The 14,047-nt window shown below is 69.0% G+C and carries 12 protein-coding genes; 10 read left to right on the top strand and 2 right to left on the bottom strand.

What is annotated here, in order from left to right:
* The first annotated feature begins 26 nt into the window (after positions 1–26).
* From B5F84_RS03610 to B5F84_RS03630, 5 genes are all read left to right on the top strand, one after another.
* On the top strand, positions 27–2,462 hold the full coding sequence (locus B5F84_RS03610; RefSeq protein ID WP_087321249.1) for a UvrD-helicase domain-containing protein: 2,436 nt from the start codon (positions 27–29) through the stop codon (positions 2,460–2,462).
* Positions 2,463–2,574: 112 nt separating this feature from the next.
* Positions 2,575–3,339: a mechanosensitive ion channel domain-containing protein gene (locus B5F84_RS03615; RefSeq protein ID WP_087320911.1), complete on the top strand. Its 765-nt coding sequence runs from the start codon at positions 2,575–2,577 to the stop codon at positions 3,337–3,339.
* A 262-nt stretch (positions 3,340–3,601) separates the two neighbouring features.
* A complete protein-coding gene (locus tag B5F84_RS03620; RefSeq protein WP_143786049.1) occupies positions 3,602–6,253 on the top strand; it encodes a metallophosphoesterase in 2,652 nt (883 codons plus the stop codon).
* 148 nt (positions 6,254–6,401) lie between these two features.
* On the top strand, positions 6,402–6,890 hold the full coding sequence (locus tag B5F84_RS03625) for an S-ribosylhomocysteine lyase (RefSeq protein ID WP_087320919.1): 489 nt from the start codon (positions 6,402–6,404) through the stop codon (positions 6,888–6,890).
* Positions 6,891–6,900: 10 nt separating this feature from the next.
* Positions 6,901–7,602: a 5'-methylthioadenosine/adenosylhomocysteine nucleosidase gene (locus B5F84_RS03630; RefSeq protein ID WP_087320922.1), complete on the top strand. Its 702-nt coding sequence runs from the start codon at positions 6,901–6,903 to the stop codon at positions 7,600–7,602.
* Positions 7,603–7,860: 258 nt separating this feature from the next.
* Here B5F84_RS03630 and B5F84_RS03635 read toward each other — a convergent pair whose 3' ends face one another.
* Positions 7,861–8,727 carry a DegV family protein gene (locus B5F84_RS03635; protein WP_087320925.1) on the bottom strand — a complete coding sequence of 289 codons (867 nt, stop codon included), beginning with the start codon at positions 8,725–8,727 and terminating at the stop codon, positions 7,861–7,863.
* A 135-nt stretch (positions 8,728–8,862) separates the two neighbouring features.
* Between B5F84_RS03635 and B5F84_RS03640 the strand changes: the two genes are divergently transcribed.
* From B5F84_RS03640 to B5F84_RS03660, 5 genes are read left to right on the top strand one after another with little or no spacing between them, the layout of a single operon-like run.
* Positions 8,863–9,447: a DUF1836 domain-containing protein gene (locus B5F84_RS03640; RefSeq protein WP_158094477.1), complete on the top strand. Its 585-nt coding sequence runs from the start codon at positions 8,863–8,865 to the stop codon at positions 9,445–9,447.
* Between the two features lie 5 nt (positions 9,448–9,452).
* Complete coding sequence (gene nhaA, locus B5F84_RS03645; protein ID WP_087320931.1) at positions 9,453–10,862, top strand: Na+/H+ antiporter NhaA; 1,410 nt, start codon at positions 9,453–9,455, stop codon at positions 10,860–10,862.
* Positions 10,863–10,919: 57 nt separating this feature from the next.
* Positions 10,920–11,570, top strand: a complete 651-nt coding sequence (locus tag B5F84_RS03650; protein ID WP_143786043.1) for an alkaline shock response membrane anchor protein AmaP — start codon at positions 10,920–10,922, stop codon at positions 11,568–11,570.
* Positions 11,571–11,574: 4 nt separating this feature from the next.
* Positions 11,575–11,967 (top strand): DUF2273 domain-containing protein, encoded by a 393-nt coding sequence (locus tag B5F84_RS03655; protein ID WP_087320938.1) that lies wholly within the window; start codon positions 11,575–11,577, stop codon positions 11,965–11,967.
* 45 nt (positions 11,968–12,012) lie between these two features.
* Positions 12,013–12,585 (top strand): Asp23/Gls24 family envelope stress response protein, encoded by a 573-nt coding sequence (locus B5F84_RS03660; protein ID WP_087320941.1) that lies wholly within the window; start codon positions 12,013–12,015, stop codon positions 12,583–12,585.
* A 382-nt stretch (positions 12,586–12,967) separates the two neighbouring features.
* Here the strand turns inward: B5F84_RS03660 and B5F84_RS03665 are convergent, their stop codons facing one another.
* Positions 12,968–13,951: an NAD(P)-dependent oxidoreductase gene (locus tag B5F84_RS03665; protein ID WP_087320944.1), complete on the bottom strand. Its 984-nt coding sequence runs from the start codon at positions 13,949–13,951 to the stop codon at positions 12,968–12,970.
* Positions 13,952–14,047 lie beyond the last annotated feature (96 nt).

Here is a 14,047-nt window from a genome sequence, read left to right on the forward strand (position 1 = left end):
CCCCCGCTCCGGCTCCCACCCCCGCCATCGACCTCGACGGCCTCAACCCGGCCCAGCGAGAGGCGGTTGAGTGCACGCGCGGCCCGCTGCTCGTGCTCGCGGGCGCGGGCTCGGGCAAGACGCGCGTGCTCACGGTGCGCATCGCGCACATGATCGCGGACGAGGGCGTGCGTCCCTGGCAGGTCCTGGCCATCACGTTCACCAACAAAGCCGCCGCCGAGATGCGCGAGCGCCTGGACGCTCTTCTGCCCGGCGGCACGCGCGGCATGTGGGTCTGCACGTTCCACGCCATGTGCGTGCGGATGCTGCGCGAGGACCCGGAGCTCGTGGGCTACCGCCCCAACTTCACCATCTACGATGACGACGACTCGCGCCGCCTGGTCAAGACCATCATGGCCGATCTTGACATTGACCAGAAGCAGTTCCCGATGAACTCGATTCGCGCCAAGATCTCCTCGGCAAAAAACGCGATGGTCGGGCCGGACGAGATGGCAAGCTCCTCTAACCCGGCCGACCGCGCCGCGGCGCGCGTCTACCGCGAGCTGGACCGCCGCCTCGCCAAGGCCAACGCGATGGACTTCGACGACCTGCTCGTCAAGACCTTCGAGCTCCTGGCCAAGAACCCGGCCGTGCTCGAGCGCTACCAGGACCGCTTCCGCCAGATCAGCGTGGACGAGTATCAGGACACCAACCACGTCCAGTACGCGATCACCAACCTCCTGGCCGCGCGCTACAGAAACCTCATGGTCGTGGGCGACGACGACCAGTCCATCTACTCCTGGCGCGGCGCGGACATCCAGAACATCCTGGACTTCGAGAAGGACTACCCGGACGCCCGCGTGGTGCGGCTCGAGCAGAACTACCGCTCCACGGGCCACATCCTGGCCGCCGCCAACGCCGTGGTGGCCAACAACTCCCGCCGCAAGCCCAAGCGCCTGTTCACCGACGCCGGGGACGGCGAGAAGATCCGCGTGTTCCAGGCCTCCGACGAGCGCGACGAGGGCCGATGGATTGGCTCCGAGATCGAGAAGCTTCACGACGGTGGCACGAGCTACGACGACATGGCCGTCTTCTACCGCACCAACGCGCAGTCGCGCATCCTCGAGGACATGTTCCTGCGCGCGGGCGTGCCGTACAAGATCGTGGGCGGCACGCGCTTCTTCGACCGCGCCGAGGTCCGCGACGTCATGGCCTACCTCAAGCTCGTCGTGAACCCGGACGACGACGTGGCTGCCCTGCGCGTGGTCAACACGCCGAGGCGCGGCATCGGCACCACCTCCATCAACAAGATTCGCGAGCTGGCGGCCGACGAGGGCATCTCGTTCTTCAGCGCCTGCGAGCTGGCGATCGCCGAGACGGGCCTCCTGGGTGCGAAGGTGCGCTCGGCACTGGCGGAGTTCACGGGCGTAATCGAGGCGGGCCGGCACTTCACGGGCGAGCTTGCCGACGTGGTGGACGCGATCGTGGACCGCTCCGGCCTCATCCGCGCCCTCGAGGCCGAGCACTCCGTGGAGGCGGACGGTCGCATCGAGAACATCCGCGAGTTCATGGGCGTCGCCGCCGAGTTCGACGAGACGCACGACGCGGTGGAGACCCTCGAGTCCCTGGCCCAGCTGCGGGCGGCAGGCGCGCTTGAGCCGTCCGGCTCCGGGGCGACGTCCCCGACGGGCTCCGCGCTCGCTTCGCTCGCTCGCCAAGGCGAGTCGCCCTCTGGGGACGTCGCCCCGGAGCTTGCCCCTCTCAGGCCGCCCGTCGCCTCGGAGAAGCTCCCGGCGCTGATCGAGTGGCTGGCCCTGCGCTCCGACCTCGACTCCCTCGCCGGTCAGACACACGCCATCACCATGATGACCATCCACTCGGCAAAGGGCCTCGAGTTCCCGGTCGTGTTCGTCGCCGGCATGGAGGAGGGCATCTTCCCGCACACCTCCTACGAGGGCGACCCGGCCGCGGTGGAGGAGGAGCGCCGTCTGGCCTACGTGGCCATCACGCGCGCCCGCAAGAAGCTCTACCTCACGCACGCGGCAACGCGCCGCACGTACGGCTCCGTGCAGGCCAACCCGCCGAGCCGCTTCCTCCGTGAGATCCCCGATTCCGACGTGGAGCGCACGGGCGTGGGCTCCTCGGGCTTCACGGGCGTGGGCTGGGAGAAGCGCGGGGACCGTCGCGGCACCTTCGGTAGCGGCCGCGGCTCCTCGGTCTACGGCGGCAACGTCTTCGGCTCGCGCACGCGCTCCACGGGCGTGGGCCCGCGCGCGTCCGAGGCGGCGCCCGCGCGGCGGGAGCCGGCGCGCCCCGCGCCCTCCACGTCCTTCTCGGCAGGCGACAAGGTCTCCCACAAGACCTTTGGCCCCGGCACGGTCCTTGCCGTCTCCGGGGACACGATCGAGGTCAGGTTCACGCGCACCGGCAAGACCAAGAAGCTCCTCAAGGGCTTTGCCCCGCTCGTCAAGATCGAGGGGTGAGGCAGCGGCAGCCTCTTCGCGTCACATATGCGTTCGCATAAACTCTGCGGTACCAGCCGTTGATTTATGCGAACGCATAAATCAAGCTCGTAACAGAGGGGGAGAGGACGTGATGGAGCACTTCTTTGGCATAGACGCGGGCGGGTGGCTCGACAAGGTCATCGCGCTCGTCGTGGCGGTGGCCATAGCCCTCGTGATCCAGCGCGTGGTGGTGCGGCTCATGCACAAGCTGCTCGACGCCTCCGAGCTGCCGAGCGCGTCGCTCTTCATCAACATCGCCCGCGCGCTCATCTGGGTGCTCGCCCTGCTCAGCGTGATGCGGCCGGTCTTTGGCGTTGACCCCGCGGGCTTTGTGGCAGCCCTCGGCGTGGTGTCCATCGCGGTCTCGCTGGGCATGCAGGACACGATCTCCAACATCATCGGCGGCATCAGCCTCATGCTGAGCAAGTCGGTCCAGCCTGGGGACCACATCTCCGTGGGCGACGTGACGGGCGAGGTCGTGGACGTCAACTGGCGCAGCACCACCGTCCTCATGCGCGGCGGTGCCGAGGAGGTCATTCCCAACTCGGTGCTCTCCAAGACCGCGCTCACGCGCATCACGCCCTGGACCGTGGGCTACTGCGGCGTGCCCATCGCGGTGGTGCCGGGCGCGGATCTGAACGCCGTCGCACGGGAGTGCCGCGAAGTCGCGGGGCGCGAGCTCGCGGACCTGCTCGACCCCGCCTTCGAGACGGACGTCATCTTCACGGCCTTCACCGCCTACGGCACGCAGGGCGAGGTCCGCCTGCACGTCCTGCCCGACGTGGTCTTCTCCACGGCGCAGGACCGCCTGGCCCGCGCCCTCTCCGGCATGAGCTGGCTCGCGAGCGCGGTGTAGCCGCGCCGCCTGACCTCGGCTCGCGCGTCCCGCCGTAGCCTCGGCGTCTGACCCCGGGCTTACCGAGCCTTACGAAATCGCGCTGCGAATTGAGACGGCGCCCTTACCTCGCCCTGTTGTTTGGGGCGTAGTGTCCCTCTCTGGCGAATTGGATTGCCGATTGCAGGCTTAAGCTGAGAGATGGGAGTTTGGGATGTCTGGTTTCTCCATTCGTCCGCGCGGCGGCGTTTCCCGCCGCGGCTTTCTGAAGCTGTTCATAGCCATGGGTGGGGGCGCTGCCGCCGTCGCGGCGACGACTCCCGAGGCCGCGCTCGCCGCAGAGAGCCCGGCATACCCGGACTCGTTCACCTTTGCCGTGATGAGCGACGTTCACCTCTTTGCGCCCGAGCTCTGGAGCGACTGCCCCGACTACACCACGGCGGAGAATTCCGACCGCAAGATGTTCCGTGAGAGCTCAGACATCCTGGACAAGGCGCTTGCCGATGTTGTGGCAGCCAAGCCGGACATGATCCTTGTTCCCGGCGACCTCACCAAGGACGGCGAGTACGCCTGTCACGAGAGCCTCGAGAGGAAGTTTGCCGCCGCCAGGCAGCAGCTCGCCTCCGCTGGCGTCGATACCCAGTTCTACGTGATCAACGGCAACCACGACCTCAACAACCACCACGGCAAGGACTTCTCGTCCGGCGCGGCCACAGACGCCGAGCGCACCGACCCCCTGACCTACAAGTCCCTCTGGGCCGAGTGCGGCTACACGGACACGGTCGTCTACGACGCGGACGGCACCGCGGACGGCAGCCTCTCCTACGTGGCGCACCCGTGCCCCGGCCTCACGCTGATCGCCGTGGACACCTGCAAGTACAACGTTGCCGCCGATGACGGGACGCTCGCCCAGGAGACGAGCGGCCACGTCCCCGCCGATCTTCTTACCTGGGTCTGCGACCAGGCTCGCGAGGCGCGCGCCGCCGGTGACGTGGTCATCGCCTTCCAGCACCACGGCATCGTCCCGCACTTTGGCTACGAGCCCGTCATCTTTGGCGAGTACCTCGTGGACGACTACGAGACCGTGGCAAAGGCCTACGCCGACGCCGGCATCTCCGCCGTCTTCACCGGCCACATGCACGCCAACGACATCGCGGCGGCCACCTATGGCGAGAACACCATCTACGACATCGAGACCGGCTCGCTCGTGACCTACCCGTCCCGCATGCGCATGGGCTCCCTCGAGTTCGCGCAGAAGGGCGAGAAGCTCGAGTGCACGCTGACGGTGGACTCTCACGACCTGGGCGACGTGACGCTCGACGAATGCGGCCTTGCCACCACCGCCGGCATCACCGCCTACGGCAAGGAGCGCACGCTCACCGTGGACTCCATCCAGACCATGCTCGGCGGGATGTTCGTGCAGCCGCTGCTCGCGCAGTACGCGCCCCTGGGCATCAAGGGCATCGTAGCGAGCCTGCTGCCCTCGCTCGGCGGCGACGCCTTTGCCGGCGTGACCACGGAGAACCTCAACGCCACGCTGTGGAGCCTCATCACCACGCAGGTCCTGCCGCAGGGCTTTGACGTGGGCATCGTGATCCCGGACGTGTCGATCGTTGGAGACGTCCACATCTACTACAACCCGGAGACCTCGCGCATCGAGGCCTGGACCGTGACCGAGACCGAGGACGTGGCCGCCATCGCCGACGTCACCTACACGCTCCCTGAGGAGGCCTCGCGCCAGTTTGCCGCCGACCTCGCCCAGGTCCCGGCTACCATGGCGGTTGAGCCCAACGTCTGCCTGCTCTACATCACGCAGGAGACCTTCGAGGCCTTCCTCGAGAAGACCTACGGGGAGATCGACCTCGAGGCGCTCTCCGCCGAGGGTCAGGCGAAGCTCCTCTCGATCGTGAACCTCCTCGTGCGCCTGCTCATCACTGCCGCCGTGGACGAGGCCCCGCACAGCCTCCTCGACCTCGTCGACTTCTGCTATCAGGCGCACCTCATGGGCTGCGAGAAGACCGAGGGCTGGGTCGAGACGGCCATCAAGGCGATCCCCGGGGAGACCGGGCTTCTCGCCAGCGTCGTTGCGAGCGGCGTCAACGCCGGTCTGGCCGACCAGGAGTTCGTGGACTTTGCCACGAGCATCGAGCTCGACGCCAAGACGCTGCTCAAGAGCGATGTCTTCCTCATCGGCTCCATCGCCATCAACATGGTTGCGGGCATGATGGAGAACGTCAAGGCGCTGCTCGACACGGTCGTCGACATGGCGGGCCTCGACCTCGGCGCGACGCTCGCCGGCCTGGTCACCGGCCTCGACCTCATGGGCCAGCCCGTCCCCGCGCTCGCCCAGAACGCGCTCGACACGCTGGTGCACGACACCAACGTCACCGAGGACCACGACCTCTCACTGGAGGCGTCCGCGACGGTCCCGAGCGACCCGGACGACGACCACGACCAGGACGTCGTGGACAAGTCCGGGCTCCAGACCGTCATCGACCAGGCCGAGGTTCTCGAGCTTGCCGGTGCCTCGCAGGCTGCGCTCGACAAGTACTACGCGGCCCTCGCCGCGGCGCTGCGCGTCATGAGCGACCCCAACGCGACCGAGGCCCAGGTTGCCCAGGCCCGCGCTGACCTTGCCGCAGCGATCGAGGCGATCGAGAAGAGCCAGTCCGCCCAGGGCGGCGACTCTGGCGACGGCGGACAGGGCGGCAACAGCGGCCAGGGTGGCAACGGCGGCTCCGGCAACGGTGCCGGCAGCGCTGGCGGCGGAAGCCAGTCCGGCACCGGCAACGTCGGCGGCTCGGGCAGCGGTGGAACCCTTCCCCAGACCGGCGACGCCTCCAACATGGCAGCCGTGACGGCCGCGGCCGTGCTCGGCGGCGCCGCGCTCGCCGCAGGCATCGGCGCTCGCGTGACGGGCGGCTCCGAGGAGTAGCCCCAAAGACGGATCTCCCCACGCGCCCCTCTCGCTACCTCCTCGGCGAGAGGGGCGCGCTGTCCCTCGTGCCTCCTGTACACGATCGGACCCGCTACACTGGGGGGCGAGAAGAACCGTCGAGAAGAACCTCGTCCCAGGGAGCCCCATGGAGAAGATCGCCAGCTTCACCGTCAACCACCTCATGCTCGAGCCGGGCGTCTACGTGAGCCGCGTGGACGCCGACCCCGCCACCGGCGCCGTGGTCACCACGTTTGACCTGCGCCTCACCGCGCCCAACCGCGAGCCCGTGATGGACACGGCCGCCGTCCACGCCATCGAGCACCTGGGCGCCACCTACCTGCGCAACAGCCCCGAGTGGCGCGACCGCGTGGTCTACTTTGGCCCCATGGGCTGCCGCACGGGCTTCTACCTCATCCTCTTTGGCGAGCACACCTCCGCCGAGGTGGCGCCGCTCGTGCGCTCGTGCTTCGAGTTCATCCGTGACTTTACGGGCGAGATTCCGGGCGCGCGTCCCGAGGAGTGCGGCAACTGGCACGACGCCGACCTCGCGCAGGCTCGCTGGTGGGCGCGCCGCTACGTGGAGGGTACGCTCGCGGGCATCGACGAGGCGCACCTCGTCTATCCGGAAGGCTAGGGGACACAATATGAAGATCGGAATCATCGGGGCGATGGACGTCGAGGTGGAGCTCCTCAAGGCGGAGCTCACGGACGCGCGCGCGGAGCGCGTGGCCGGCACGGACTTCTGTTCCGGGCGCCTGGGCGAGAAGGACGTGGTGGTGGTCAAGTGCGGCATCGGCAAGGTGAACGCCGGCATCTGCGCGCAGGTCCTAGCCGACCACTTCGGCTGCACGCACCTCATCAACACGGGCGTGGCGGGCTCGCTCGACGCCGCGCGCCTCGACATCGGCGACCTCGTGGTCTCCACGGACTGCGTGCAGCACGACTTTTCCGTGGGTGCGCTCGGCTACGCGCCCGGCCTCGTCCCCGGCCGCGAGCGTCCCGAGTACGTGGCCGACCCGGCGCTGCGCGACGCTGCGCTCGAGGCGGCCGCCGCGGTGGCGCCCGAGGTGCGTGCCCTGACCGGTCGCGTGGCCTCCGGCGACCAGTTCATCTCCGCGGAGGAGGACCGCCGCCGCATCGTGGGCACCTTCGGCGCGCTCTGCTGCGAGATGGAGGGCGCGGCCATCGCCCAGGCGGCCGAGGCCAACGGGGTTCCCTTCGTCGTGGTGCGCGCCATCTCCGACAAGCCCGGCACCGACGGCCAGGCCATGGACTACGCCACCTTCGAGCGCGCCTCCGCGGAGCGCTGCGCAAAGATCGTCGATCACATGGTGGCCGGGCTGTAGCGTCTGCCGCACGCGCAAACGAGGATTTTCGGACATCGCGTTTTGCGCGTGCAAAAAGTGAAACCTTCGGATGCGTAGCTCGCGATTTCTCTGCAAAAACGAGCATAATCCCGGTTTACGTGTTCTTCTCGGCATACGTAAACCGGGATGTGCGTAAATCCTCGTTTGTGCGTGACGCCGCGTGCGCGGCCCGACAAAGCCAGCGGCCCCGTTTGCCACGAGCCGCCGGCAAGCGGCCTCGTTGACCCTGCCGGCTGCCTAGGCTCCCTGCACCGCCATGCCAACAAGGGTGGGGCCGGTGTGGACGAGCAGGTCGGCGGAGATGCCGCAGCTCACGAGCTCCACGACCTCTGCCACGGCGCCCACGTGCTCGCGGACGCGCGCCGCGAGGTCGTCTCGCAGCGCCGGGTCGTACGTGCACACGGCCAGCCGCACGCGGCGCCACTGACGCGCGCTCTCCACGACGAGCTTGACCTGCGCGTCAAGGGCTCGCTGCCAGCCGCGCGCCTTCTTTGCGATGACGTACTTGCCCTCGTGCTCGTCGCACATGAGGACGGGCTTGATGTTGAGGACGGAGCCCACGCGGTAGACGGCCTCGCTGATGCGGCCCCCCCTGCGCAGGAAGTCGAGCTTCTGCACCGAGAAGAACACGCGGGTCCGTGCGCTCACCTCGGCAAGACGCCCGCCGAGGGCGTCGAGGGGCGTGCCGGACTCGACGAGGCGCACGGCCTCCATGACGACGAGGCCCGCGGCGACGCCGATGCTCTTGGTGTCCACCATGACGACGGGGAAGTCCTCCATCTGTCGGGCGACCATGCTCACGGTCTCGTAGGTGGCCGAGAGCCCGGAGGAGATGGCCACGAAGACCGCGCTCGTGTAGCCGCTGGCGCGCGCCGCCTCGAAGGTCTCGCGGATGCGCAGGGGAGAGGGGAGCGAGGTGGTGGGGACCTCGTCGGCGAAGCGCTCGACGACCTCCCGCACGGAGATGTCCACCCCGTTCTCGTAGGTCGAGCCGTCGGAGTAGTTGATGCGCAGGGGAACGACCCGCACGTCATGGGCCGCGGCAAAGGCGGCGGGCGTGTCGGTGCCGGAGTCGGTGATGACGGCGATGCGCTGCTCGTTCATGTTGGCCCCCGTGACGTTGCGTGAGCTGTTCGGGACTGCTCCCGGTCGCTATCATAGCAGTGTCGACTATAACCCTTTGATATGGTTTTGAATACTAGATTATCGGTTATTGGAAATTGTTCGGAGTTGAGCGGCATGACGGAGAAGACGGTGGGGCCGAGGGGCCCGCGGGCGGGCGACGCGCGCCTCGAGCAGCTTGCGCGGAGCATGGGCTCGGTGCACATTGCGCGCATACGCGAGATGCCGCGCATCGAGCTCTACCTCGACCAGCTGCTCACGCTGGTCTCCCAGGAGCTCGAGTTCATGGCGGTCCCCGGGGAGACGCTCGTGACCGGATCTATGGTCAACAACTACGTCAAGCAGGGCGTCATCCCCGCGCCCCGCAAGAAGCGCTATACCCGGCGGCACGTGGCGTCGCTGCTGTTTGTCTGCGCGCTCAAGCGCGTGTTCTCCATCTCCCAGGTGAGGAGCCTGGCGTCGCTCGTCTGGGGCTCGGGCCTCGATCTTGAGGAGCTCTACGACCGCTCGTGCGCCGCGCTCGAGGCCGCGCTCGCGCGGCGCTTCTCGCCCGAGGCGCCCGCGCCCGCGCTCGAGCTCGTCAACGAGGCGGGCGAGCCCGCCGGCCCGGAGCTCGCGTGGCTGCTCCAGGCCGCCATGGAGGCGCTCGCCGACAAGGTTGCCGTGGAGCAGACGCTCCTTCTTGGCGAGGGGGAGGCGTAGGTCCCGTGTCCAGCAGCATCTTTCGTCACGACCGCGTGGTCGCGCGCATCGAGCGCCGCGGCGCGCTGCGCAAGATCACCTCAAACGGGACCATCGCGGCGGCGGTGATGGTGGGGGCGGCCCTGCTCTCCCTCATCGTGGCCAACACGCCGCTCTACGAGGGCGTCGAGTGGCTGCTCGGCCTTCAGGTCGAGGCGGGCGTGGGCCCCCTGGTCGTCTCGCTCTCGGTCGAGTCCTTCGTGAACGACTTCCTCATGGCGGTCTTCTTCCTGCTCGTGGGCATAGAGCTCAAGTACGAGATGACGATCGGGCAGCTGCGCAGGCCGCGCCAGGCGGTGCTGCCCATGCTCGCCGCGGTGGGCGGCGTCGCCGTGCCGGCCCTCATCTACCTTGCCGTCAACGCGGGCACCCCCACGGCCGGCGGCTGGGCCGTCCCCATCGCCACCGACATCGCCTTCGCCCTTGGCGTGGTGTCGCTGCTCGGGGACCGCTTCTCCCCGGCGGCCAAGGTCTTCTTCCAGACGCTCGCCATCGCCGACGACATCCTTGCGATCGTGGTCATTGCCCTCTTCTACGGCCATGCGCCCGACCTCGGCTGGTGCCTCGCGTCGCTCGTCGTGGTGCTGGCGCTCGCGGCGCTCAACCGCGCGCGCGTCTACGCCGTGGCGCCCTACGCGTTTCTCGGCGTGGTGCTGTGGGCCTGCATGTTCAAGTCGGGCATCCACGCCACGCTCGCGGGCGTGATCTTGGCCTTTGCGCTGCCCTCGCGCTCGGACGTGCACCTGGGCGAGCTCGGCGACTGGCTCGCCCAGCGCGCCCGCGACCTCGACGACGCCTATGACGACGACCACCACGTCCTCGGCCAGCATGACTTCACGGACGGCGCCCGGCGCGTCGAGCGCGTCATGCACCACGTCACGCCGCCCCTCCAGCGCATGGAGCGCTACGTCTCGGTCTTCGTCAACTTCTGCGTGCTGCCGCTCTTTGCCTTCGTGAACGCGGAGCTGCACCTGGTGGGGGAGAGCCTGGGCACGCTCTTTGCGGACCCCGTGGCCGTGGGCGTGTACCTGGGCGCCGTGCTCGGCAAGCCCGTGGGCATCATCCTCGTGACGCTCCTGCTCGTCCGCCTGGGCTTTGCCCGGCTGCCGCGCGGCATGGACTGGGCGCAGGTCGTGGCCGTGGGCATCCTCGGGGGCGTGGGCTTCACCATGTCCATCCTCATCGCGGGGCTCGCGTTCGCGGACGGCGGGGACGTCCTCGCCGCCAAGTGCGCGATCCTCATGGGGTCGGTCACCTCGGCCGTCCTGGGTGCGGCCTTCGTCCGGGTCTTTGCGCGCGGAAGGCGCCGGCGCGCCGGCGGTCGGGGCGCGCCTCGACCTCAGGGTGATACGCGTCCGGGGCAAGGGGTATCCTAGAGGACAGGGCATGACCGCGCCCGCGCCCGACGCGCCCGCGCCTGATTGGAGATTCGCATGGGTGGATTCAAACGACTCTGCATGGTGGTCTACGTGCTGGCCAGCCTGTTCGCCCTGGGGGCCCTCGCGCTCACGTGGTACGGGCCCTGGACGGCCGGGGCCTCGGCGCTGCTCACCATCGACGCCTACTCCATGGCGCTTCTCGCCTGCATGGCCGTGAGCGTCTTCGGCCTCGTGGTCCTTCTCGCCCGCGCCCTCGTGGTGCGCAAGGTGCGCACGGTGGAGGTTGCCAGCGTGGACGGCGGGACCATCTCGGTCACGCGCGACGCCATTGCGGCCCAGGCGGCCCACATCGTCGAGGCCGACGGCACCTGTCGGGCCGATCGCGTCACGGTGGACGCCAAGCCGCGCGGGAGCGTGCGCGTGCGCGTCCGCGTGCTCCCGCGCGAGACCGTGGACGTGGTCCTCAAGGGCGCGGAGCTCCATGAGGAGCTCGTGGGCGGGCTTTCCGCCGTCTGCGGGGACACGGTGGAGTCCGTGAGCCTCGAGTTCGTGGAGCCCGAGTCCGTGACGCTCGCGCAGGCGGGCGAAGCCACGGGGCCCGCGCCCGAGGACGAGGCGTCGCCGGCCGTCCCCGAGCCGTCCGACGCCACGAGCGAGATCACCGTGTCCATGGGAGGCACGCGCGACGCGGAGAGGGAGGCGTAGGCCCATGGCTGACGAGAAGACCCCCAAGGCGCGGATCGAGCTTGGGTCGCAGGGCGCGGCCGAGAGGGGCGCGGCCCGCGACGACGGCACCGCCGCCCCGGGCGCCGCGCACGACGACGCGCCCCGCGACGACGGCTCCTACACCGTCGGCGAGGCCGTGCGGGACGGCGCCGGGCGCGTCTCAGCATGGGTGTCCCGCACGTTCCCCGGGCACGAGAACGCGTTCTGGGGCGGCGTGATCGGTCTGCTCGTGGCCGTTGCCTTCTTTGTGCTGGGGCCCTGGCGCACCGCGCTCATCGCCGTCCTTGTGGTGGTGGGCGTCGCGGTGGGCCAGATGCTCGACGGAGACCCCAAGATCATCAACACCCTGAGGAAGCTCTTTTCCCGTAACCAGTAGACGTGACCCTTGGGCGGCGCGCCGCCCCGGCAGCGAGGAGCAGACATGAGCAAGGTCGACACCACCAAGGTCCCGACGGACGAGCCCCACGGCACGGGGGAGACGACGGACCTCGTCCTTTCCGACGACACAGAGACGGGCGAGCTGGCCGAGGCCGCCGAGGCCGGCCAGGACATCGACCTTGCCACCGAGGGCGACGAGGACCTCGACTCCGAGGACTCCCTCACCTTCTCAAACGGCGTCATCGAGAAGATCGTGGCCATTGCCATGCGCGACGTCCCCGGCGTCGTGGGCATGAAGGGCAGCTGGTTCAATCGCGTCCAGGACGCCTTCGGCGCGAGCGACTCCACCAAGGGCGTGACCGTGGAGGTGACGCCGGAGAGCGCGGTGCGCGTGAACATCTCCGTGCTCATCGAGTACGGCGCGTATGCCCCGCAGGTCTTCGAGGACGTCAAGCGAGCCGTGGTCAAGCAGGTGACGGGCATGACGGGCCTCGAGGTCGCGGGCGTGAACCTGCGGATCGAGGACGTCCTCACGCCCGAGGAGATCGAGCAGCGCTCCCGCAGGGCCGTCCCCGCCAAGAAGGACGAGAAGGACGAGGAGGAGCCGGAGGAGTAGCCGTCCCGGCAATCTGCCTCCCTCGGCCGCGCGGTTCTTCTCGCCGCGCGGCCTCTTTGTGCCGCAGGGCTTGGGCTGCGGGGCTTTTGTCTTGCTGCTGCCCCGGCGGACGTCCCCGGCGCACGTCGGGGCTGGGCGGCGCGTTTCGTTTCGAGATTGGGTGGCATGTTTGATGGAACCGGGCGCTCTGGCATCAAGTAAGCCGCCCAGTCGCGAGAAGAACCTGGCCTTTTGTCCCGCATCCGGCCGTGTGGCATCGTCGAGCATCAAACATGCCACCCAATACCAGACGTTTTCTGGCGGTACGGGCTTTGGGAGGAGCGCGACCCCCTGACGCCCGGCCGATGCGCGTCCCCGGCGGCTTGACCGAGCCTCGTCGGGCCTACCGGACCTCGTGCGGGGTCTCGGCTCCAGCGGCAAAGGCGAGCAGCGCCTCGACGTTGCTGCGGACCATCCCCTCGACGCTCTCGGCGGTGTAGAACGCCATGTGCGGGGTCACGATGACGTTGGGCAGGGCCATGAGCGCGGCGCGGTCCCGGTTGGGGAGGACGTCGCGGCTGCGGTCAAGGTAGTAGAGGCCCGCCTCGTGCTCGATGGTGTCGAGCGCGGCGGCCCCGAGCCTCCCGGACTCGAGCGCGTCAAGCAGCGCCGCCGTGTCCACGAGGCTGCCGCGCGCGGCGTTCACGAGCACGGCGTCCTCCTTCATGAGCGCAAGCTCCCCGGCGCCGATCATGTGGCGGTTCTCGGGCAGCCCCGGCGCGTGGAGCGTCACCACGTCGGAGGCCGCCAGAAGCTCGGGCAGGGTGACGTAGGCGGCAAGGCCCGCGAGCTCGGCGCACGGGAACGGGTCGCATGCGAGCACGCGGCAGCCGAAGCCCGTGAGCTGGCGCACCACGCAGGAGCCGATCGCGCCCGTTCCCACCACGCCCACGGTGCAGCCGGCGAGCGAGCGCCCGAGCTTGCCCTCGAGGGTGAAGTCCTGCGCGGCGGCGTGACGGCAGACGAGCTTGACCTTGCGCAGCGCCATGAGCATCAGCATGATGGCGTAGTCGGCCACGCCCTCGGGCGGGTAGGACGCGTGCCCCACGCGGACGCCCAGCTCGCGCGCGGCGGCCAGGTCGATGTGCTCGTAGCCGATGGAGCGCGTGGCGAGCCCGCGCACGCCGAGCTCGTGGTAGGTCGCCAGGAGCTCGCGCGGCATGGGGTTGGTGATGATGGTGACACCGTCGGCTCCCGCGGCAAGGCCCGCGTTCTCCGGCGTGGGGTAGTCGGCCGTCCAGCCGTACTCAAATCCTAGCTCGTGACTCAGGGCCTCGAGGCAGGGCAGCTCGTCGTAGGGACGCAGCGAATAGGCAAAGATCCTCATGTCTTCCCTCTTCTGACAAAGGCGACCGGGTCATCTGTCATGGTCTGCGGACGCGCCGCCCGCACGGCCCTATGCTAGCCGTTCCGCTGCTAGAAT

This window comes from Olsenella sp. An290, from assembly GCF_002159535.1.
In the GTDB taxonomy this organism is placed as follows: Bacteria; Actinomycetota; Coriobacteriia; order Coriobacteriales; family Atopobiaceae; genus Thermophilibacter.